Below are 21,802 nucleotides of genomic sequence, written 5' to 3' on the forward strand. Positions count from 1 at the left end.
TGCGCACGGCGTATCGATCGGCGATCACTCGGTCATAATGAGATCGACATATTAAGCCTCGTGCCGGCTGGCATCGCCGTTATCGCCCTCTATAACGTCAGGATTCCGTCGCTCATGAAAGTTGATGGGTGGATCGGCAGGTTCAGTTATCCGGCCTACCTGACGCATTTTCTGAGGTCGGCATTCTCGCCACGCAATTCCCCAAGCTTCCTCTATTTGCCCCACTGTCGTTTTGACAGGCCTGATTTGCATGCCGCTGATCGCGGCGATCGACGAGCCAGTTGAACGGTTGCGAGGCCTCAAGCGGCTTTCTATTCCTTTGGCCTTGCGACAATAGCGGCAAAGTCAGAGCCGATGACCTTGTGTTGCTCGAGCTGATCTTCGAGCAGCAGGATGAGCTTCATGATTGCAACGTCGTCTTCATTGGTCTCATCGAAATTGGCCGCGATTCCAGAAAAGAGCAAATGAGACAATGCCCCGCCATAGGGTCGAAAATCGATGATGTCGAAGTGATACTTCAACACGCTCACAATTTCAGCCGAGCGCACGGACTCCGAGGGATCATTCTCATCAAACCATGACATCGGCATGCGATAGAGCCGCTTTCGGGGCATCACCGGATCAATTCCGAGCAACAGCTGGAGCCTGTCCGGCAGGATGTCCAAGACGGCATTCATCGCGTCGAGCGCGACATCGGAAACTTGGAACCGCGACGGTCCTATATATTCGTCCAGAAACAAAAGCCCGCCAGGCTTCAAAATGCGCCGACAGTTTTTAAAGAGCTCCTCGAGGTGGAAGATGTGATGGACCGATCCTATGCCGAAAATCGCATCGTATTGCTCGTTGCCGAATCCGTAGGCGTTGAGATCGCCGGCAACGAGAGTGACTGCAAGCCCTTCCTCTTCCGAGATAGCGTTGCCTTTCGATACGGCATCTAAGCTAATGTCGATTCCTAAAACGTGTCTGGCGTAGCTGCGGCGCGCGATCTGTCGTTCGAAGTGGCCAAAGCCGCAACCGACCGACAGAACAGATTCGAGCGGAGGTTTGAAAAACTTCTTCGCCCAATAATCGAGAACGTCTATTTCGGCATCGCCTGAAAGACGCCTGTTACGGTGAGCGCTGGAAACGGGGTGGTTGAGCCAGTGATTTTTCTGGTCGATAGCCGTTCGCGGCTTCCCCCAAATATTGTTGACTTTCTCGGTCTCATCCAGATCCACTGATACGCTCCCTGCATTAGGGCGCGAAAGTAGCAGGGCGCACGACTCTGGGCTAGAGGCCTTTACCTTCTTCCCTGGCCCGCAACGCCAACCCGTTTGCCAAAGCCGGTCATTACCATCCTGCTGGCGGAAATCGTGCGTATCGGTTTTGGAACAAAAGCGTTTGGTTGGGAGAATCTCGTGTACGGCGTGCTGTTGGTGGCTTTCATCATTTTCCTGTCCAAGGGCATTTTGGGCAGCCTGACCGAGAAGCTGGAAATGCGAGGGAAACCTGGACATTTGATGACGATGATGCGGGACCTCGGCTGGATCGAGGCAATCGTTTGATTCGTCTCGGCATCGTGAAGTTTTTCGACACGCTGCGCGAGGCGCGCGGCCTTGCGGGCAAACCCGATGCGAACCGGGCTGCGTTTGCTGATATGGTCGCTGAGATGCTGGGCGGCGTCGCCGGTTTGACGGTAGTCGATGTCGGCTGCGGGTCGGCCGATATCGGTTACTTCCTAAGCCGCCTGGGAGCACGATACACCGGGATCGATTCGCGCCGCGTCGGAAAGGCCGAGGCCAGCATCGAGGTCGAATATGCCGACGCGTGCCTGGTCGCGGACCGGCCCGAACGGCGTTCGCAATTCGATGTCTGCCTTCTCGTCGATGTCGTCGGCTACGATCGCAACCTCGATCGCGCCTTGCTGGCCGCATGCCGGAAGCTGCTCCGGGATTCAGGACAGCTCTATCTGGATTGGCCGGAACAGCCGGAGCATCCGGCAGGAACATGGATCGATGAGGACGCAAATTTCTCGTTTCGGCTGCGATGGCAGTACGATATGACAAGCCGCATGCAGCGCGTCCGGCCAAAACTCCATTATCGAAATGCTGTCTACACCATCAGCGAGGAGGACGCTCCGACCTACCCGCTGTCTCGCTATCTTTATTCGGTCGGGGAGATGAGGGAGCTTTTGACCTCGGTGGGCTTCCAGCCCACGGCCGCGCCGCAGTCCGACGATCCATCCTATGTCCGGCTTGTCGCCAAAACAGCTCGGGTTTGACGTGTCCGGAAATCAGGATGTAACGCAGGCCCACGGCCCCGGCATATTGGACGACATTCAATGGGGGACCTGGCGAACCATCCTGTTGGACACGGCCATCGAGCTGGACGTCTTTTCGGCGCTTTACGGCGGCCCCAAAACGCTCGATGACCTCGGGCGGGAATTGAAATGCGCGCCGGCGGCACTGGCGGCATTGCTCGATGCGCTGTGCGGGCAGCGCCTGCTCGGAAAACAGGACGGGCGCTATCGTCTGTCCGATGCCGCAAGCGCCTTCCTGGCGCGGCAATCGCCGGCAGCCACGCCGGACTATTACCGCAGTCCGGCTTCCCGAACGGCGGCTCGCGGCGGAGTCGCCGAAATCATCCGTCACGGCGATCGGCGTCTCGCCATTGCCGAGCCGTCCGACGCAAAAAATGCGTTGATGACTTGGCGGCAGTCACTGGCTGCGAGCTTTAGCGGCATCTGGGCGCGGCTTGGGTTGAACGAATTCGTCACCGGACCGCAGCACAGGCTGCTGGACCTGGGCTGCGGTGCGGGTATTCGCACCCTGATGCTGCCATCCAGGCTCAAGCATCTGCGGATGCAACTGGTCGACCGGAAAAGCGCGATCGAGGTCGCCGAGAATATTGCCCGTCAATTAGGCATCGCCGACCGCGTCGATTTCGCCGCAAGCGAAATCGAGGACTTCACCCCGGAGCGGGACGCGTACGACACGATATTCCTGGGATCGGTGATCAACTACTTCGGCCCTGAGGCCGCGAACGAACTGCTTCGCCGGCTGTTTCGGTCGCTGAGAAACGGCGGCCGCCTTGTCCTGTTCGGGCCGCTGGCGGATGACGCCCGCTGCAGCGAAACACTGCCGCTGCTGCTCGACTTCCAGTTCTACGTCACGACGCCCGACGGCCGGGTCTACACGCCGGCAGAACTGTTCGGTCACCTGGGCGAGGCCGGATTTATCCGCAAAAAATTCATTCCGCCGATGCTGATCGAAGCGAGAAAGCCCGACCTTCGCCAGGACTAGAACATCGCGGCGACCGTTGTCGGGCGGCGGCCGCCGGCGATATGGCTTGACACCTAAAAAATGCACAATGATAATTCCCGCATTGCATAGTCTCGGAGGCCGCTATGGCTGATAATGAGAAAAATTGCGTTCTGGTGCGTGACGTCCACGGAACATTCTACGAAATCCCGGTTGGAATGGCCGAAGACCACATGCTCAAGGCGAGCGACCTGCAATCGGCCCTGCAACACTTCGAGGGCGATCAGGCCGGAAAACAGGAAGCGGTTGGTTCTTGGGCGAAAATGAGCTGGTGAGGCCGCCGCGCGATGACGACGTGGGCGCAGGTCGGTCGTACAGCTCCCCCTGGTCGCGAAGCATTTGCTGAAGTTGATACGCAAGGCGTCGTTGAGGCGAAAAGCGTTCAGCGCACCTGGCTGACGCCGCAGCCGCCATCATCCCTCAACAAGCCTGCCTCGCTCGAGGACGTCTGGCTCATTCTGAACTATGCTTGCGACGCGCGATGCAAGCTTTGCCATATCGACGGCCTTTCAACCAAGTTGAAGCCGGTCGATGTCGTTTTCGCTCAGATGCGAGAGGGGCGGCGTCAGTCGGTCGGCGGCCGGATCGGCTTCAGCGGCGGCGAGCCTACCCTTCGCCACGACTTGCCCGATATATTCGTCGAAGCAAAGCGCCTCGGATTCAAGCGCATCCATCTCTACACGCATGGCCGAAAATTCGCGGACCGGGATTATGCCGAGCGGCTGGTGCGCGCGGGTCTCACCAGCGCGCAGATTTCGATGCACGGCGCATCTGCGGAATCCAACAATGAATTCATGGGCTATGACGGCACAATGGAAACCTGGCAGGGGATCGCCAACCTGGCCTCGCTGGGCGTTTCGATGGTCGTCAATACCGTGCTGAACAAGAGCAACGTCGACGAATTGAAGCAGATCTATCTTCAGACGCTTCCATTTGCACCGGCGGTCGTCGAATACCGGGTAACCTATCCCATCATCCAGCGCGCTGCATTGCGGAATTCCGATTCGCTGGTATCGCTCGAGCAGGGAATTGACCGGCTGGACGAGCTGTTCGCGATGGCGACGACCGTTCCGATCGGGACCGAGCTGTTTCCGATCTGTCTCCTGAAATCCAACGTCGAATCGTCGGTGGAATGGCGCTTCAGGAACCAGGCCGACTTCATGATCGACGCGGAGCATTCCGACAGCGCCCGGATTCAGGCCGCCGAATGTTTCGGTTGTGCCCACCACGAATACTGCACCGGCCTTCAATCGCGTTACGTTCGTCAATTCGGCGCGCCCCGGATAAGGCCGCGCCCCTTGGAGCAGGCAACATGCCGTTTGCCGGCCACGGCTCAATAGCCGCACCGATCCCTGCCCGGCAAAATGCCATCACGGCTCTCGACGATCTGACCGGGGGCCTGAAAGTCGAACGCGTCAGCCTGTTTCACGACAGCTGCGAACTGGCCTGCGGTCACTGCGGCTGGCGCGGGCACACGGCCGGCAACACCGGCGACAACTCGACCGCCGCCTGGCTCGCGACGCTGCGATGGTGCAAACGCCGCGGGGTCAAATCCGTCATCTTCACCGGCGGCGAAATATCGGCGCGTGACGATTTTCTTCAGATTGTCGTGGAATCGCTCTGGCTCGGATTTGACATCACCATCGAGACCCATGGGCGCCGATACCGCGATCCGACGTATTGCGCGCAATTCTCGCCCGGAAGCCGCCTCAACTATATTGTCTCGCTGCACGGCGCGGATGCCGCCGTCCACGACACCATCACGCGTGTCCCCGGAAGTTTTGAGGACACCGTCAGGGGAATTTCCAATCTCGCCGGCCTGACGAAATCCGAGGTGAACGTCATTACGGTGGTCTCGGCGACGAATGTCAGCCAGTTGACCGCAATCCACGATCTATGCGGCAAGCTCGGCGTCAAGGGACATCACGTCGCGCTGATGATCCTGAGGGGCTGGGGAACGGCGCAGCAGCTGCCTGATCTGGCGCAGTTGAAGAACAGCGTCACCGAACTGATCGACCGCGCCGCGGCGGCAGGCCCCGCCCTGCATTTGAACAACATGCCGTTCTGCCTGGATCCGCGCCTGAGAAAACTGAGCCTGAACTACACGCCGACGGCCGCAAAGGGAGAATTCGAACTGATGCACCACCCTGCAAGCCCCGGCCGCAGCTTCATCGCCCGGCTGGCGCTGCCAAGCCCGTTGCATTTTCCAAAGCCCTGCCGGCGCTGTTTCTTTCACGACCTCTGTCCGGGCTCGGCCTTTGTTGACAAATTCGGCAGCCTCGAGGGAATTATCGAACCGATCCCGTTGAACTGATTCATCCGCGGCTGCTGGACGTCAGTTCGCGTTCAAATTGCGCCGATCACCTCGCGAAACACCCGCCTTACCTCGCCTTGGGTCTCGCGCACCCTTGCTTCAAGCGAGGAAAAATCCGGCGCGTCGCCGGCGCGCGCCATCACCCGCAACAGGTCTTCGCCCGCCGTTTCCGGCTTGAATCTGCCGCTCACGCAAAGCCTCAGGATTTGCGTGAGGTCGTGATAGAGCCGCGCCGCCGGGCGCAGCACCTCGACCGCCGATTGCGGCAATACGCCGAGCCGCGCGGCGTGGTCGAGCACATGAACGGTGCCGACATCGAGAATTCCGGGCTGTGCCGCGGCGTGAACGAGTTGCAGATACTGGGCGACGAACTCGATATCGATCATGCCGCCGGCGGCATATTTCAGATCCCATATGTCGGCCTCGCCTTTCTCCAGCGCGATGGCGCGGCGCATCTCGGCGACGTCGCTGGCGATAACGCCGGGATCGCGCGGCCGCATCAAGACCTCGCGAACGACGGCTTCGATCCGACTGCGGAATTGCGGCGAGGCTGAAATCACCCGCGCGCGGGTCAATGCCATGTGCTCCCAGGTCCAGGCCTCGCGGTCCTGATATTCCGCGAAGGAATCGATGCGCGAGGCCAGCGGGCCGGCGCGGCCCGAGGGCCGCAATCTCATGTCCACCTCGTAGAGCACGCCGTAATTGGTCCGGGTGGTGAAGGCGCTGATCAGCCGCTGCGTCAGCCGCGCGAAATACTGCGCGCCCTGCAGCGGGCGGGCGCCGTCGGAATCCGGATGGTCGTGATCGAAATCGTAGATCAAAATGAGATCGAGATCGGACGACGCCGTCATTTCGCGGCTGCCGAGCTTTCCCATCGCCAGGATCGCGGTTTCCTGCACCTTGATTCTGCCGTGCTGGGCGGCGAACTGCCCGGTAACCAGGCCGTGCACGGTGTCGACGATGCCTTCGGCGGCATCCGCAAAAGCGACGCTGGCATGCTGCGCCGAAACCGTGCCGGAAAGGATCCGCGCGCCGATCAGAAACAGGCTTTCCTGGCCGAACAGCCGCAACCGATCGAGAAACTCTTCGTAGGAATTGGCGTCCTTGAGCGTGGCGGTCAGCCGGGCCGACAGTTCGCTTTTATCCGGCATCGCGCCGAAGAAACGCGGATCGATCAACCCGTCCATCAGTTGCGGCTGTCGCGCCAGCATGTCGCCGAGGCGGGGCGCCGCGCCCAATACCAGCGCCACCAGCGCCACCAGATCGCGATTCTGGCTGAGCAGCGAGATCAGCCGCCCGCCGCGCTGCAGCGCCTGCAGGAAGCGATCGAACGCAACCACGGCGTTGTCGGGCTCTTCGGCATGCGCCAGACCCTCGATCAACGTTGGAATGAACTCCAGGAATGCGTTGCGCGTCGCCTGCACGCGCAGCACGCGGGTGTCGCCCGTGATCCATTGCCGCACGGTCTCCGCCACCATGACCGGTTTCTTGAAGCCGAGCGTGGCCAGCAGTTCGAGCAGGCGCTTGTCGGCCGGACCCGCGCCGTAATCGAGCGCCGGCAGCTTTACGGTGCCGGCCGGGTCGCCCTCGAACAGTTTCTCGTAATGGCCGCGCACGACATTGAGGTGGCCGAGCAGGTCCTTGGCGAACGCGTCGCGGCTATCGTAGCTGAAGAAGCGCGCGAAGCGCTCCACCGCCTCGACCTGTTCGGGTAGCGTGTGGGTTTGCTCGTCCGCGATCATCTGCAGCCGGTGCTCGACCCGGCGCAGGAATTCGTAAGCCAGCGTCAGCTCGTCACGCGCGGCAAATGTGATCCAGTTGCTGGATGCCAGAAGCTGCAATGCGTCCAGCGTCGGCCGCGCCCGCAGCTCCGGATGCCGTCCGCCCGCAATCAACTGCTGGGTCTGTGCGAAAAATTCGATCTCGCGGATGCCGCCGCGTCCGACCTTGACATTATGGCCTTCGACGGAAATCTCGCTTTGTCCGCGAAACGTCTGCATCCGTCGCTTCATGTCGTGGACGTCGGCCAGTGCCGCAAAATCCAGATGCTTGCGCCAGACGAACGGCGCGATATCGGCAAGCACCGCCTCGCCCGCCGCAGCGTCGCCGGCGCAAGGGCGCGCCTTGATCATGGCGGCGCGTTCCCAGGTCCGTCCTTCCCGTTCGTAATAATAAAGTGCGGCTTCGGTCGAGATCGCCACCTGGGTTGAGGCTGGATCCGGCCGCAGCCGCAGGTCGACGCGAAACACATAGCCGTCGCCGGTGCGCTGCTGCAGCAGCCGCGCCAGGCCTTGCGTGACCCGCACGAAAAAAGGCTGCGGCTCGATATCGCGCGCCAGCGTCCGTGCTGCGGCATCAAAGAACACGATCAGATCGATGTCGCTGGAATAATTCAGTTCGCCCGCGCCCATCTTGCCCATGGCGAGCACGACCAGGCCGCTGCCCTCCTCGGGGCGATCGGCATCGGGCGGCTTGAGCCGGCCGCGCGCGCTCTCCTGCCGCAGCAGATAGCGCAGCGCCGACTGCACCGAGGCCACCGCGAGATCGGTCAAGCCTGCGGTAACGCGCATCACCGCCCAGACCCCGCCGATGTCGCACAGCGCGATCAAGAGCGCGGCTTCGGATTTCATGCCGCGAAGCCGCTGCATCACCTCGGCCTCGGTGGCGGCGGCGCCGGCGGCAAGGCAGGTTTGTTCGATCAACGCGGCGAGATGGGATTCCGGTTCGCATTGCAGCAGCCGGATCAGCCGCGCGGCGTCGGCGCGCATCAGGTCGAACAGATACGGCGAGGCTTCGGCAACGCCTTCAAGAATGGCCTGGAGGCGCGGAAACTGCTCGGCAAGGCGCCGGATCGCGCTCGCTTGCTCCGGAGCAAGGTCGGCGAACCAGCCTTCGAGGCGTTGTCTGGCTTCAGTGGGCGCGAACAGATGCGGTCCGTCCACAAACCGCGCGGCCAGACGATGTCGGTCCGCGCAGCCCTTCGCGGATGAGGTCATGCCACCTTCTGTGGCATATCCGGCGTTTGAACCGCAACCCTCCCGCAGACGGCGGCCGGCAGCGCCAGTGTCGCACTCAATCCCGGATGGGCGTCGCCGAGCTTCAATGCGCCGCCATGCAGTGTCGCCACCGCCGATGCGAGGCTCAAACCCAGGCCGGAACCGGGCTGGGTGCGGCTCGCTTCCAGCCGGACAAACCGCTCCACCGCGTGGCCGCGATCGGCTTCGGGAATGCCGGGACCGCGGTCGATGACGCTGAGCAGCACCTGATCGCCGTCGCGGCGGGATTCGATCAAGACGCGTTTGGCGTCATCGCCCGCGGCGGCGTCGGCACTCAACGGCTGCAGCGCCGCCGGCTGGCCGTATTTGATCGCATTCTCGACCAGGTTCGCCAGCGCCTGGCTGATCAGCTCGCGATTGCCATGCAGCGGCGCCGGCTCGGTTTTGACCTGCAGGACGAGGCCATTGTCTTCCGCCAATGGCTCGTAGAGTTCGTGAATGCCGCGCGCCACGTCGGCAGCGTCGAAATCGTTCATGTTGCCGCGCGCCTGCCCGGACTCGGCGCGCGCGATCATCAATAGGGCGTTGAAGGTTCGGATCAGCCCGTCCGACTCCTCGATGGTGCGCTCCAGCGCCGCGCGATATTCGCCCTCGTTGTTGGACTTCGCCAGCGCCTCCTCGGCGCGGTTGCGCAGACGCGTCAGCGGCGTCTTCAGGTCATGTGCGATGTTGTCGGAGACCTCCTTCAGGCCCACCATCAGGGTCTCGATGCGCTCCAGCATGGCATTAAGATTTTCGGCGAGGCGGTCGAGCTCGTCGCCGCTGCGCCCTATTGGAAGCCGCCCTGAAAGGTCGCCGGCCATGATGCGCCGGGTGGTGCCGGTCATGGCGTCGATCCGCCGCAGCACGCGCCGCGCCACGAAGATGCCGCCGCCAAGCCCGAGCACCACCACGATCAGCACCGACCATTGCGCCGCCTTGGCGACGATGCCGAACAGCCGCCGCCGCTCCTCGAGATCGCGTCCGATCAGGAGCCGAAAGCCGCTGGTCAATTCGGTGACATTGACCAGCGCGCGATGATCGGCGTTGTCCTGGTCGTCGAGCCGTCGATACGAGGTTTCCGACCAGCCGGTGGTCGCCATCACGCCGGGCGTCAGCGAGTCGACGTTGCCGGCGATGGCCTGTCCGTTCGGCATGGTCACGACGAGGTAGAGGTTGGCGCCGGGGCGCAACGCCCGGTTCCCGATGGTACCCACCAACGCGCGCAGGCCGCGCCGCGCAAAGATGTTGCTGATCTCGTCGGTTTCGTTGTTCACCGTGGTGATGATCTGTTCGTTGATCAGCCGCCGGGTATTCCAGGCGAAATAGCCGAGCAGCGAGGCCGCAAACAGCGCAAACAGCAACAGATAGACCAGCGTCAGCCGAAACGCCGTGGTGCGGATCAGCTTGCCGAATGCCGTCACGCTCTACATCCCGCAAGGCATTTTGGATGCCGGAAGCCATTCATAATGCTGATCATTACCCATTTTACGAGCATCCAGAAGTGACAAATCATTCACGTCCGCCGCTTTCCGGTTTATGATCGGGCGGCAGACCACGATTTGAACCGGGAGACAGCATGCGTATCAGAGCTTTTGGCGCCGCGGCGATCATCGCGTTGCTGGCCGCGCCGGCGATTGCGCAGGACAAGCCGGTTCCCAGATATGGCGACGTCGCCAAGCCCAAGACGCCGGGCGAGCTCGAGCAGGAAAAGGAAGCGGAACGAGCCTACAAGCGATCCCTCGGCAACGTCCCCGAAAAGGGCCCGGTCGACCCCTGGGGCAATGCGCGCAGCGTGGAGACGCCGAAGGCGGCCAGGGCGACGGCGAAGGCGGATTTGAAAAACCTGCCGGCAAAGCCAAAGACCAAAACCGGTGAGGCGGTAAGGTAAGAGACGCCGGAAACGAACGCGCCCTACCTTACCCCGTCCCGGATCATATACCCCGCGCCGCGGATCGTATGCAGCAGCGGGCGCTCGAATCCCTTGTCGATCTTGGAGCGAAGGCGGGAGATGTGGACGTCGATGACGTTGGTCTGCGGATCGAAATGATAATCCCAGACGTTTTCCAGGAGCATGGTGCGCGTCACCACTTGCCCGGCATGCTTCATCAGGTATTCCAGCAGCCGGAACTCGCGCGGCTGCAGGGTCAGTTCGTCCTGGCCGCGGGCGACGCGGTGCGATAGCCGGTCGAGCTCGAGGTCGCCGACGCGATAGACGGTTTCCTCGGCGGGGCCGACATTGCGGCGCGACAGCACCTCGACCCGCGCCAGCAGTTCGGCGAAGGCATACGGCTTCGGCAGGTAGTCGTCGCCGCCGGCGCGCAGTCCCTTGATGCGGTCATCGACCTGACCGAGCGCGGAAAGGATCAGCGCCGGCGTGCGGTTGCCCTTCTCGCGCAAGGTGCCGATCACGGAAAGGCCGTCGCGCTTGGGCAGCATGCGATCGACCACCAGCACGTCGTAGTCGCCACTGTCGGCAAGCGCCAGTCCCTCCTCGCCGTCGCCAGCCAGATCGGCGACGTAACCGACCTCGCGAAACGCCTTGACCAGATAATCGGCGGACTCGCGGTCGTCTTCGATGATGAGGAGGCGCATCTGGGTGCTGGATCGGCTCAGGGCGGGTTGGCTGTCTGTCAACATGGTGCGCTCACTCTCAGCATGCAAGCCGAGCGACCGCTCCGAGGCTCGGGAGAAAAAAGCGGGCGGTGAAGCTGGGGGACCTCACCGCCCTTTTAACCTTCCGACGGAGGGGGGCATATTCCACCGGAAGGTAATGTTAGGGGACGGGCTTTCGGCCCGCCCCCCGGAAAGCGCCGTCGGCGGGGGCGACTGATGCCAACGACACTCTCCATCCGTTGCAAGCGCATCCCGCAAGGCCGCCGCCGGTTTGCGATCAACGCGCTTCGAACATCGGCTCTGGGCCTAGCCCTTGGCCAGCGGCACCGCGACAAAACGCGATGAACCGCCGCTCTTGACCCGCATCAGAACGCTGTTCTTGTTGTCGACGCGCGCGGCGTTGATCGCCTCGCGTACGTCACCCGCGGAGGTGACGCCTTTTCCCGCGACTTCGAGAATGACGTCGCCTTCCTTGAAGCCGCGCTCCGCCGCCGCACTCTTCGGATCGACCTCTGTGACCACCACGCCATCCTTGCCGGCGCCGGCCACGGTGTCGGCAGGCGCAAGCGTGAGGCCGAGTTTCGGCACGTCGGTGCCGCGCTTCAGGCCACCCTTGTCGCCGTTGTCGTTGCTGTCGGCTTTTGCCTCGACCGAGTTCGGCAACTGCCCGAGCGTCAGGTTGACGACGGTGTCCTTGCCCTTGTGCAGCACGTTGAGTTTTACCGCGGCACCGGGCGCCAGGCCGCCGATGGTGCGCGCGAGTTCGCGGGCATCCTTGACCGTCTCGCCGTTCACCGAGGTGATGACGTCGCCGGATTCGATGCCGGCCTTGGCCGCCGGGCCGTTGGCCTGCGGTTCGGCAACCAGCGCGCCTTCGGCCTTCTGCAGGCCAAGGGTGTCGGCGATTTCAGGGGTGACCGGCTGAATCTGCACGCCGATCCAGCCGCGGCTGACGCTCCCCTTGTCCCTGAGCTGCGCGATCACCGTCTTCACGGTGGAGGCGGGGATCGAGAACGCGATGCCGACGCTGCCGCCGGATGGCGAATAGATCGCGGTATTGACGCCCATCACCTCGCCGGAAGTGTCAAACGCCGGACCGCCGGAGTTGCCCTTGTTCACCGGCGCATCGATCTGGATGAAATCGTCGTAGGGGCCGTTGCCGATGTCGCGGCCGGACGCCGAGACGATGCCGGCAGTGACCGTGCCGCCGAGCCCGAACGGATTGCCGACCGCCAGCACCCAGTCGCCGATGCGCGGTTTGCCGTCCGAGAGTTTCGCGAACGGGAAGTTGGAGCCGCCTTCGACCTTGATCAACGCCACGTCGGTGCGCGCGTCGGTGCCGATCACCTTCGCCTTGTAGATCTTGCCGTCGTCGGTGGTGACCTCGACCTTGTCGGCGCCGTCGACCACGTGATTGTTGGTTACCGCAAACCCGTCAGCCGAGATGAAGAAGCCGGAGCCCTGGCCGGTGACCTGGCCGCGGCCGCCGCGCGGACCGCCACGCATTCCCGGCGGCATGCCATCGGGACCGCCGAAGCGCCTGAAGAAACGCTCCATCGGCGAGCCCGGCTGAAACGGCGAATCCTCGTCATTCCTGTTGGCGCCGTCATCCTTGGCAACCTTCTCGCCGATATTGACACGCACTGAAATGACCGAGGGCTTTACGCGCTCGACAATGTCAGCGAAGCCCACGGGCTGCGCGACCTGCTGCTTCACCTGCTTGTCGACCTGCGCGTAGGCGGTGCTGGAGAACACGTCGTGCGGCGCCGGGCTGAGGCCGTATCCGGCAACGCCGAGGCCCGCCACGACGGAGGCCATCAGCGCGAATTTGCGCGCGGAGAACAGCGAGCGCCGCGGCGCGCGATAGGACGGGAGCGAGGAAAGATCGGCGGGACGGTCAGTCATACGAAAGTCTCCAGAGGGCCTAGAAATCGATGGTGCGTGGCGAGCACCGTTGCCCGATGAAGATGGGGATTGCCGCCTTACGGCGCGCTGGCGGGCGAATTAATTCTTGGTAATGAAGGCGCCACTGAATGCGGCGGTTTGGCGCACCTTGTCATCGTGGCGCGCGCCCTGCGCCAAGAGGCGCATCCCGGAATGACGGTTGGGGGGATGGACCGCTTACTCCTTCGAGACCGGTTCTGCAGCGATCAGCCGCTCCAGCCGCGCTTCTTCATCCGCACTCAGCTTGAACGATGGATCTTCGTCCGCCGTGGCTTTCGCTCGCCGTCGCCCATGCATCCACAGCGCCAGCCCGCCGCCGGCCAGCGCGAAGGGCGGCAGCAGCCACAGCAGCAGCGTGTGCGGTTTCAGCCGTGGCTTCAGCAGCACGAATTCGCCATAACGCGCCACCAGGAAATCCATCACCTCGGCATCGCTGTCGCCGGCGGCGATGCGCTCGCGCACCAACAGGCGCAAGTCGCGCGCCAGCGGCGCATCGGAATCGTCGATCGACTGGTTCTGGCACACCATGCAGCGCAACCCGCGCGACAGCTCGCGCGCGCGGGATTCCTTTACCGGGTCGGCCATGATCTCATCGGGCTGCACGGCGAGAGCTTGTGACGACAGCGTTAATCCAAGCCACAATACCGTCAGACCGATGCGAAGGCGTTTGCCGGACATCGGCCGCCGTCCCCGCGCGGGCGGAGACCCATCCGCCGTGCCGCTCAGGTGTATCCGCGGACGCGCCGTCGCCTGAAAGGGCAAGCCAGGGAGTATGTGGATCCCCGCCTGCGCGGGGACGGCGGCGGCGGAATGGAGCGCGATGCTCATTACTCCGCCGCCTGCAGGCCGCGCGCGGCCTTGGCAGGCTTAGGTGCGCCGACGCGCAGCCGCCGGTCGGACAGCGACAGCAGCCCGCCGAACGCCATCAGCACCGGACCGAACCAGATCAGGAGCACCAGCGGCTTGTGATAGATCCGCACCGCGACGGCGCCATCGGCCGACGTGTCGCCGAGCGAAATATAGAGCTGGCTGGCGCCGCGGGTCAGCAGCGCCGCCTCGGTGGTGGAAGACTGGCGTGTCGCGAAGTTGCGTTTCGACGGCGTCATGACGCTGATGCGCTCGCCGTCCAGCATCGCCGTGAATTGCGCGATCTGCTCGCGAAAATTCGGTCCCTGCTTCTGCGTGACGCCGTCGAGTTTCAGTTGATAGCCGGCGACGTTGGCGACGTCGCCGGTTTTCATCGATCCGATGTATTCGCTGTTCCAGGTGGTTTCGCAGACAATCCCGATCAGCGCCACGCCGACGCCGGCATGCGCCAGCGCCGTGCCCCAGGTCGAGCGCGGCAATCCCCGCGTCCGCCGCATCGCGGTTGCAAACGGCATGCGGAAAAAGCCGGTACGCTCGGCCAGGTCGCTGAGCGCACCGGCAATGACGAAAACCGCCAATCCGATCGCCAGCGGCGCCAGCGCCGCGCCGCCGCGGCTCCATGCCCACAGCACCGCGATCGCGATCAGCGCCGCGACGCCGGCCGCCATCAGGCGTTGCGCAGCGGCGAAGAGATCGCCGCGCTTCCAGGCCAGCAACGGCCCGAACGGCACCGCGATCATCAGCGGAATGAACAGCGGGCCAAAAGTGAGATTGAAGAACGGCGCGCCGACCGAGATCTTGTCGCCGGTGATGACCTCGAGCGCCAGCGGATACAGCGTGCCGATGAACACGGTGGCGCAGGCGGTGGTCAGAAACAGATTGTTGAGCACCAGCGCGCCCTCGCGCGAGATCGGCGCGAACAGTCCGCCCTGCTTCAGCGCCGACGCACGCCAGGCATACAGTGAAAGACTGCCGCCGATGAAGATGCAGAGGATCAGCAGGATGAATACGCCGCGCGTCGGATCGGTCGCGAAGGCGTGCACCGAGGTCAGCACGCCCGAGCGCACCAGGAAAGTACCGAGCAGCGACAGCGAGAAGGTCAGGATCGCCAGCAGAATGGTCCAGACCTTCAGCGCGTTGCGCTTCTCCATCACCACGGCGGAATGCAGCAGCGCGGTGCCGGCCAGCCACGGCATCAGGGAGGCGTTTTCCACCGGGTCCCAGAACCACCAGCCGCCCCAGCCCAGTTCGTAATAGGCCCAGTACGACCCCATCGCGATGCCGAGCGTGAGGAAGATCCACGCCACCAGCGTCCAGGGCCGCACCCAGCGCGCCCATGCCGCGTCGATGCGGCCTTCGAGCAGCGCCGCAACCGCGAACGAAAACGAAATCGAAAAACCGACATAGCCGAGATACAGCATCGGCGGATGCACGGCGAGGCCGATGTCCTGCAGCACCGGATTGAGGTCGCGGCCCTCGATCGGCGGGTTGGCGATGCGCAGGAACGGGTTCGAGGTGACCAGGATGAACAGATAGAACGCGGATGCGATCCAGGCCTGCACGCTCAGCACATGCGCGCGCAGCGACAGCGGCAGGTTGTTGCCGAAGGCGGCGACGAGGCCGCCGAACAGCGCCAGGATGCTCACCCACAGCAGCATCGAGCCTTCGTGGTTGCCCCACACGCCGGTGATTTTATAGATCAGCGGTTTGAGCGAATGCGAATTCTCGAACACATTGACCACGGAAAAATCCGAAGTGACATGCAGCGTCACCAGGCCGGCGAACGACACCGCTGCGAACAGCAATTGCGCCAGTGCGGCGGAGCGCGCGACATTCATCAGCGCGGGATCGCGCCATCGCGCGCCCAAAATCGGCACGGTGGACTGGATCAGCGCCAGCGCCAGCGCCAGCACCAGCGCATAGTGTCCGGCTTCCGCGATCATTTTGCGGCTCCCTGCGTCGGCGCCGGCTTTGCGCCGTAATCGTCCTTCCAATGGCCCTGCTTCTTCAGGGCGTCGGCGACGTCCTTGGGCATGTAGGTCTCGTCATGCTTGGCGAGCACGGTGTCGGCCTTGAACACGCCGGCCGCATCGAGCACGCCCTCGGCGACGACGCCCTGTCCTTCGCGGAACAGGTCGGGCAAAATTCCCTGATAGGTCACCGGCAAGGTCGCGCCGCCGTCGGACACCTTGAAACTGACCGCGAGATTGTTGCCGCGCACCAGCGAGCCGTTCTCCACCAGACCGCCGAGCCGGAACCGTTTTCCCGCGGGAATATGTTTTTCTGCCGCCATCGACGGCGTCGAGAAGAACACGATGGAATCGCGCAGCGCGTTCAGCACCAGCGCCGCGGCGAGCGCCAGCACGGCGAGCGATCCGCCGATCATCGTCAACCGCCGCTGCCTGCGCGTCATTTACTATCCATCCAGTCCAAGGTTTTTCAGCCCCTCGTTCAGCGTGCGCAGCCGCTCGGCGTCATTGGCGACAGCCTGGCGCGCGTCCGCGCCGGCGCCCCTGGCCCTGTCGCGGTCGCCCATCACCATATAGGCACGCACCAGCCGCAGCCATCCCTCGACGTCATCGCCGTTCTGCTTCAGGCGGCTCGCCAGCCGATCGACCATGCCGCGAATCATGGCGCTGCGATCGGTTTCGCTCATGTCTTTTGCGGCAGCCATGGTGCCGTCGGACAGCGCCGGCGCCGAAGGACCGCCGCCGACCCGCGCCAATGCCGCCTGCACCAGCGGACGCCACGGCGCATCCGGCGGCGCCTTGGCCAGCATCGCGCGCCAGATCGAGGTGGCCTCGTCGGCGCGGCCGTCCTGCTCGGCGGCCAGGCCCAGGAAATAACTTGCCTTGACCTCGTCGGCGTTCAGCGCAATCGCGCGCTCGAACTCGGCTTTCGCCTCCGACGTGACGACGCCGCCTGCCGCCGCCATCATCGCCTCGCCGAGGTCGGCGCGCCGCGACGCGCTGTCGCCGTTGTAGGTGATCGAATTGCGATAGGCCCGAACGGCGTCGTCGAAGCGGCCGAGCTTGGCCAGCACCGGCGCCAGCACGCTCCAGCCGCGGCCATCGGCCGGATTTTTCTCCAGGTGCGCCTCGACCTGCGCCACCAGATTGTCGAGCGGCTGCGAGGCCGCCGGCGCCTGCGCGCGCTGGCCAAGCGGAAAGTCGGGAAGTTTGGGCGAACCGAGCGGCAAATAGAACGTCAGCGCTGCGATCGGCAGCCCGGCCAGCGCGATCACCGCCACGGTACGGCGCAAGGCGACGTTAGGCGATGACGGCAACTCGCGTTCCGCATCCGCCGCCGCCAGCAGCCGGCGGCCGATCTCGACCCGCGCCGCCGCAGCCTCCGGCGACGTGATCAGGCCGCTGGCGACGTCGCGATCGATCTCGGCAAGCTGGTCTTTGTAAACCACGCTTTCATTGCCCTGGCGCTGCGACCGCAGTCCGCGCCCGAGCGGCCACAGCACGGCAAACACCGCGGCGGACGTCATCAGCGCAAACACAAACCACAGCGTCATTCAGTCGGGTTCCGGCGGCGCGGCGCGCCGAACGGCGCCGCGGATGCGCAGGTTTACACCATGGGCCGAATGCAGGCGCAATTGACAATTACGGCAGTGAAGGCGGAGACATCACGGTCGATCGGAATTCGACGCGGCTCGTTCGGTCCACCGCGCTCAGCCGACGTAGAACTCGACGCTCTCGGCGAACTGTTCGTCATTGGCGCCGGTGGCGATCAGAAAATAATCGCCGGAGGGGAAGGTGTCGGGGAGGTTGATCACCAGCGGAAACGGTACCGTTCCGATCACCGTCACCGGCTCGCTCATCCGCTCTCCGCTGGTCTTGCTGACAAACAGCACCTTGAATCCGTCGGGCAGGTTCGCGTAATCCGCGGTGACGGTGCGCCCGGAAATGCTGATGAAATTGATGCGCGATATGGTGCCTACCATGCCGGAAGGCTAATTCCCTGCCTTGGCCGGGTCAACAGCAATGCAGGTATGCTCCTACCCCGCCCGTGACGGCTTGCGCTCACCGGACAGCGCGTTCTCGGCGGCCCTCGACATCAGCGAGGCGTAGTCGTGGCCGAACAGCACGTCGCAGAAGCGGATCGCGGCCTTGACCTGGGTCTGGCGGAAAGCGCGGATGCGCTGATCGGCGCCGCGCAGCGATTGCACCAAGGTCTCAGTGGAGTGTTCGACGTAATGCTGCAAATCGGAAAAGGTGCGCAGCGTGACTTCGTTGATGGCGAGTTCGCTGGCATAGGTGCGGCACACCGCGACGAACTCGATCAGGTCGGCGGTTTCCTCGACCTCGGACGGATCGAGCCGGCTGCCGGGCGAAATGTCCTTGTCCGCACGCTGGCGCAGCAGGCGCCGGACCCGTCCCGGGACGCTGTCGATCTCCGATTGCAACGTGTTGGAAATATCGGCACGCAGCGCGGTCAGTTGCCTGCCCCACGGCGAATCGTTGCGCAGATCGAGCTCGGTGCGCAAGCCGCGCACGCCGTCATGGATGGTTTTGAGATGTTCGGCGACGTCATTGAACTGGCCGCGCTTGATGTCCACGCGCAGGCTGGCCGCGACGCAGGACAGCTCGTGCAGCGCCATGGTAACCGCGACGCCGCAGGAGGTGGCGGCGACGCGGATTTCGTCGTCGGAGCCGGCGATCTTGATGGCAAGGCGGATGATCTGCCACGGCGACGACAACCGTTGCATCACCAGCGACAGCGCGAACGGCAGCACATGCGGCGTCTGCAACGAAGGAACGTTGAGCGCGGCCGTTACCGAGGCGATCTGCGAGTCCGCGAAGATCCGCAGATAGCTCGGCAGCCGGCCGCTGAAGGTGTCCAGTGCTTCATGCGCGCCCAGCACCGAACCTGCATGAAGCATATCCTCGGTCACGTTCGGCGGCCCGACGCGTCCGAGCGCGCGCTGCCCGTCTCCGCCGGACGTCGGCGCCGCGATGCTGCCGATCGCCTCGCTGGCCGCGAGCTGGAACTTGCGCACCGCCTGGTCGAGTTCGGACGAGGATGCGGATTCCCTCACGCGCGCCAGCTCCGTCTCGAACGCCTTGTAGGCGTCCGGCGCGCCGTCGCGGACCAGCCATTGCCAGATCGGCGGCAGCGACGCGCGCCGGATCTGACCCGGACGGGCCGGCAAACTGCCTTCGACCAGGAACGGCTCCAACGTGCGGAAGACGAGCCGCGCCGGATCGTCGGTGCGCGGCCGCGCCGCGTCGTCGGCGCCGCGCACCACGGTGCGCAATTGCGCGAGCACGAAGGTGGCGACGGCGAGATCCTCGCCGCGTTCGATGGCACGCTCGAACTCCCGCATCAGCAGCGCCTGCGCCTGCGGCGGAAGCTGCGCGAGATAGTCCCTCAACCGCTCGGTCGATGTCTGCCCCATGCACCTGTCTGCTCATGCCTGTGCAGACGCCAAAAGGCGTCCACCGAGTGTCTTAGCAGGACCGGCGTTAAGAAGGCGTTGAGGAAGGGGAAGGAAAGGCATCGTTGCAAGGCGCGAACCGGCGACACCATTGATGCTCGCATCGATCCGCACCGCCGCGCGCCTGGAATGACGGCAGCGAACCCTAACCGACTGCGGTCCAGACACCCTCGGTACTGCGGCAGGCGGTGCCGCGGGCGATCTCGATCTGAGCACCGATGGTCACCGAATGCGAATATCCCCGGCACTGCGCGCCCTTGCGGTCGTAGGCTGGGCCGGGCACGATATTGCCGTAGCGGCCGGAGACGGGATTCCGCCATGGCATCGGCGCGCCCGGCGAGCCGCTTTCCAGCGCCTTGATCTGGGCCTCATAGGCGAGTTTGCGGTCGTCGTCGTTCAGCGCCGCGCCGATTCTGGTGCCGATCAGCCGGCCCAGTTCGGCGTTGGTCAGGGCGCTGGATGCCGTGGCGGCGTCACCGGTGCCGCCCGAAACAACGGCGCTGCCGCCGGTCGCACCTTCACCGGCGCCGCCTCTCGACGTGAGATCGCACCCGCCGAGTGCCAGCGCCGTCAGCAGCAGCAACGCCGACTTCAGGTCGATCATGGGAACTCCGTTGTGCGGCAAATAGCGGCCGTATTAATACACGGGTGCCTAGAAACGGCAGAATTCAGGCGGGAAAGCGGCGGGTCGTGATCGGGAAGGTCGCGGCTGTCGAGACACGGGATCGAAGCCTGCAACGTCACTTGGCCAGGCGTCGCAACATAGGTCTTGACGAATCTCAGACCCCCGGCAGCACCAGTTCCGCCCGCAAGCCCCCGATGGGGGCGCTGCCCAGGGTCAAGTTCCCGCCGTACAACGCCGCCAGATCGACCACGATCGACAGCCCCAGCCCGGATCCCGGCTTGGATTCATCGAGCCGTTGGCCGCGGCGTGAGACCTGGGCGCGTTCGGCGGGCGACAGGCCGCGGCCGTCGTCGTCGACGATGATGCGCAGCAACGGACCGGCTTCCACGCCGCTTCGCATCCCGGCATTGCCCGCGCGCTCGACCAGCACCTCGATGAACACCCGGGATTCCGCCCACTTGCAGGCATTGTCGACCAGATTGCCGGCCATTTCCTCGAGATCCTGGCGTTCGCCACGGAATTTCGCGGACGTGTCAGCCTCGACGTCGATGACGACGCCGCGGTCGCGGTGGATCTTCTCCATGGTCCGGCGCAACGCCTCGATCGCCGGGGCTACCTCGGTGACGGTGCCGATGATGGTCAGCCGCGCGGCGATGCGCGCGCGCTCCAGGTGATGGGCCACCTGGTCGCGCATCACCTCGGCCTGCTCCAGAACCTTTGCCGCCAATGGGTCGCCGCCGCGCGATGAAGCCTCGTTGACGATGACCGACAGCGGCGTCTTGATGGCATGCGCAAGATTGCCGACATGGGTGCGCGCGCGCTCGACGATCTCGCGGTTGGCGTCGATCAGCGCGTTGGTTTCGCGCGCCAGCGGCGCGATCTCCACCGGGAATTCGCCCTCCAGCCGTTCGGCGCGGCCGGAGCGGATGTCGGCGATGGCGTCCGAGATGCGCTTCAGGGGCGCCAGACCGAACCGGACCTGAAAGATCGTCGTCAGCACCAGCACCACCGACAACGCGGCGAACGTGCCGCCGAGATAATAGTCGAAGGCGCGGGTTTCCTCGAAAATCTCCGATGCGTCGCCGGCCACCATCACCAGATATTTGCCGTCGGCGCCGAGATCGACCGGCCGCTCCACCATGCGCAGGCTCTGCCCTTCCGGGCCATCCACATAACCGATGCGGATGCCGGCCGCGGTCAACTCATTGCCGTGCTCTTCGAGGTTGGGCAGCTTCTTGTCCCACAGCGAGCGCGAGGATTTCACGTCGGGCTTTTCGCCGTCGTTTCGGGTGACCTGCCAGTACCAGCCCGACAGCGGCAGCTCGAACAACGGCTCGCCCAGTGACTGCATTTGCTTGTCCGGCGGCTCGTCCGGGGTCGCGACATCGGCGACCAGCGTGCGCAGATAGAGATTGAGGCGGCGATCGAAGGCGCGCTCGGAGGCGGAGCGGTACACCGACGACAGCACCACCCCGGTGATCAGCAGGATCACCACCACCCATGCGGTGGCCGAAACGAACAGCCGCGTGGCCAGCGAACTGGCGCGGCGGTTCGGACGTTCGTTGGGGGGTTGCATGTCCATCGCCAGACGTTCTGAACCAAACCACCCGAGAATTACAGTCCGGATGTGAACAATGCAGGAAGGGAGATGCCGCG

Annotated in this window: 19 protein-coding genes and 1 pseudogene; 7 read left to right on the forward strand and 13 right to left on the reverse strand. The window is 64.1% G+C overall.

Annotated elements, in window-relative coordinates:
• Positions 1-311: 311 nt before the first annotated feature.
• A complete protein-coding gene (locus ACFE72_RS01120) occupies positions 312-1,217 on the reverse strand; it encodes a class I SAM-dependent methyltransferase (protein WP_375411199.1) in 906 nt (301 codons plus the stop codon).
• Between the two features lie 108 nt (positions 1,218-1,325).
• Here ACFE72_RS01120 and ACFE72_RS01125 point away from each other — a divergent pair.
• The 6 genes and pseudogenes from ACFE72_RS01125 to ACFE72_RS01150 all read left to right on the forward strand — a co-directional run.
• A pseudogene (locus ACFE72_RS01125) lies at positions 1,326-1,544 on the forward strand (hypothetical protein); the annotation flags it as partial.
• Complete coding sequence (locus ACFE72_RS01130) at positions 1,541-2,260, forward strand: class I SAM-dependent methyltransferase (protein ID WP_375411200.1); 720 nt, start codon at positions 1,541-1,543, stop codon at positions 2,258-2,260. The pseudogene ACFE72_RS01125 and the gene ACFE72_RS01130, both read left to right, overlap by 4 nt.
• A complete protein-coding gene (locus ACFE72_RS01135; RefSeq protein WP_375411201.1) occupies positions 2,226-3,281 on the forward strand; it encodes a methyltransferase domain-containing protein in 1,056 nt (351 codons plus the stop codon). The genes ACFE72_RS01130 and ACFE72_RS01135 overlap by 35 nt, the downstream gene beginning before the upstream one ends.
• A gap of 104 nt (positions 3,282-3,385) precedes the next feature.
• Positions 3,386-3,574 carry a hypothetical protein gene (locus ACFE72_RS01140; RefSeq protein WP_375411202.1) on the forward strand — a complete coding sequence of 63 codons (189 nt, stop codon included), beginning with the start codon at positions 3,386-3,388 and terminating at the stop codon, positions 3,572-3,574.
• A 12-nt stretch (positions 3,575-3,586) separates the two neighbouring features.
• On the forward strand, positions 3,587-4,639 hold the full coding sequence (locus ACFE72_RS01145) for a radical SAM protein (protein WP_375411203.1): 1,053 nt from the start codon (positions 3,587-3,589) through the stop codon (positions 4,637-4,639).
• Positions 4,612-5,613 carry a radical SAM protein gene (locus ACFE72_RS01150; RefSeq protein WP_375411204.1) on the forward strand — a complete coding sequence of 334 codons (1,002 nt, stop codon included), beginning with the start codon at positions 4,612-4,614 and terminating at the stop codon, positions 5,611-5,613. Before ACFE72_RS01145 ends, ACFE72_RS01150 begins: the two co-directional genes overlap by 28 nt.
• Positions 5,614-5,645: 32 nt before the next feature.
• Here the strand turns inward: ACFE72_RS01150 and ACFE72_RS01155 are convergent, their stop codons facing one another.
• Both ACFE72_RS01155 and ACFE72_RS01160 read right to left on the reverse strand, forming a co-directional pair.
• Entirely contained in the window at positions 5,646-8,609 is a 2,964-nt protein-coding gene (locus ACFE72_RS01155) for a bifunctional [glutamine synthetase] adenylyltransferase/[glutamine synthetase]-adenylyl-L-tyrosine phosphorylase (RefSeq protein ID WP_375411205.1), read from the reverse strand.
• Positions 8,606-10,072, reverse strand: coding sequence for an ATP-binding protein (locus ACFE72_RS01160; protein WP_375411206.1), 1,467 nt, complete (start codon positions 10,070-10,072; stop codon positions 8,606-8,608). The genes ACFE72_RS01155 and ACFE72_RS01160 overlap by 4 nt, the downstream gene beginning before the upstream one ends.
• A gap of 155 nt (positions 10,073-10,227) precedes the next feature.
• Between ACFE72_RS01160 and ACFE72_RS01165 the strand changes: the two genes are divergently transcribed.
• Positions 10,228-10,539 (forward strand): hypothetical protein, encoded by a 312-nt coding sequence (locus ACFE72_RS01165; protein ID WP_375411207.1) that lies wholly within the window; start codon positions 10,228-10,230, stop codon positions 10,537-10,539.
• A gap of 23 nt (positions 10,540-10,562) precedes the next feature.
• On the opposite strand, the gene ACFE72_RS01170 is transcribed toward ACFE72_RS01165, so the two are convergent.
• From ACFE72_RS01170 to ACFE72_RS01215, 10 genes are all read right to left on the reverse strand, one after another.
• A complete protein-coding gene (locus tag ACFE72_RS01170) occupies positions 10,563-11,243 on the reverse strand; it encodes a winged helix-turn-helix domain-containing protein (protein WP_375411239.1) in 681 nt (226 codons plus the stop codon).
• 327 nt (positions 11,244-11,570) lie between these two features.
• Positions 11,571-13,169: a Do family serine endopeptidase gene (locus tag ACFE72_RS01175; protein WP_375411208.1), complete on the reverse strand. Its 1,599-nt coding sequence runs from the start codon at positions 13,167-13,169 to the stop codon at positions 11,571-11,573.
• Between the two features lie 216 nt (positions 13,170-13,385).
• A complete protein-coding gene (locus ACFE72_RS01180; RefSeq protein WP_375411209.1) occupies positions 13,386-13,886 on the reverse strand; it encodes a cytochrome c-type biogenesis protein in 501 nt (166 codons plus the stop codon).
• A 149-nt stretch (positions 13,887-14,035) separates the two neighbouring features.
• Positions 14,036-16,018 carry a heme lyase CcmF/NrfE family subunit gene (locus ACFE72_RS01185; protein WP_375411210.1) on the reverse strand — a complete coding sequence of 661 codons (1,983 nt, stop codon included), beginning with the start codon at positions 16,016-16,018 and terminating at the stop codon, positions 14,036-14,038.
• The gene (gene ccmE, locus ACFE72_RS01190) at positions 16,015-16,488 is read right to left on the reverse strand and encodes a cytochrome c maturation protein CcmE (protein WP_375411211.1); all 474 of its coding nucleotides are present in this window, start codon (positions 16,486-16,488) and stop codon (positions 16,015-16,017) included. The genes ACFE72_RS01185 and ccmE overlap by 4 nt, the downstream gene beginning before the upstream one ends.
• A gap of 3 nt (positions 16,489-16,491) precedes the next feature.
• On the reverse strand, positions 16,492-17,598 hold the full coding sequence (gene ccmI, locus ACFE72_RS01195; protein ID WP_375411212.1) for a c-type cytochrome biogenesis protein CcmI: 1,107 nt from the start codon (positions 17,596-17,598) through the stop codon (positions 16,492-16,494).
• A 156-nt stretch (positions 17,599-17,754) separates the two neighbouring features.
• Entirely contained in the window at positions 17,755-18,027 is a 273-nt protein-coding gene (locus ACFE72_RS01200) for a hypothetical protein (RefSeq protein WP_375411213.1), read from the reverse strand.
• A gap of 54 nt (positions 18,028-18,081) precedes the next feature.
• Positions 18,082-19,482, reverse strand: coding sequence for a hypothetical protein (locus ACFE72_RS01205; RefSeq protein WP_375411214.1), 1,401 nt, complete (start codon positions 19,480-19,482; stop codon positions 18,082-18,084).
• 184 nt (positions 19,483-19,666) lie between these two features.
• Positions 19,667-20,125 carry an RT0821/Lpp0805 family surface protein gene (locus ACFE72_RS01210; RefSeq protein ID WP_375411215.1) on the reverse strand — a complete coding sequence of 153 codons (459 nt, stop codon included), beginning with the start codon at positions 20,123-20,125 and terminating at the stop codon, positions 19,667-19,669.
• A gap of 175 nt (positions 20,126-20,300) precedes the next feature.
• Positions 20,301-21,722, reverse strand: coding sequence for an ATP-binding protein (locus ACFE72_RS01215; protein WP_375411216.1), 1,422 nt, complete (start codon positions 21,720-21,722; stop codon positions 20,301-20,303).
• Positions 21,723-21,802 lie beyond the last annotated feature (80 nt).

The sequence above is a fragment of the uncultured Bradyrhizobium sp. genome (assembly GCF_964252615.1).
GTDB lineage: Bacteria > Pseudomonadota > Alphaproteobacteria > Rhizobiales > Xanthobacteraceae > Bradyrhizobium.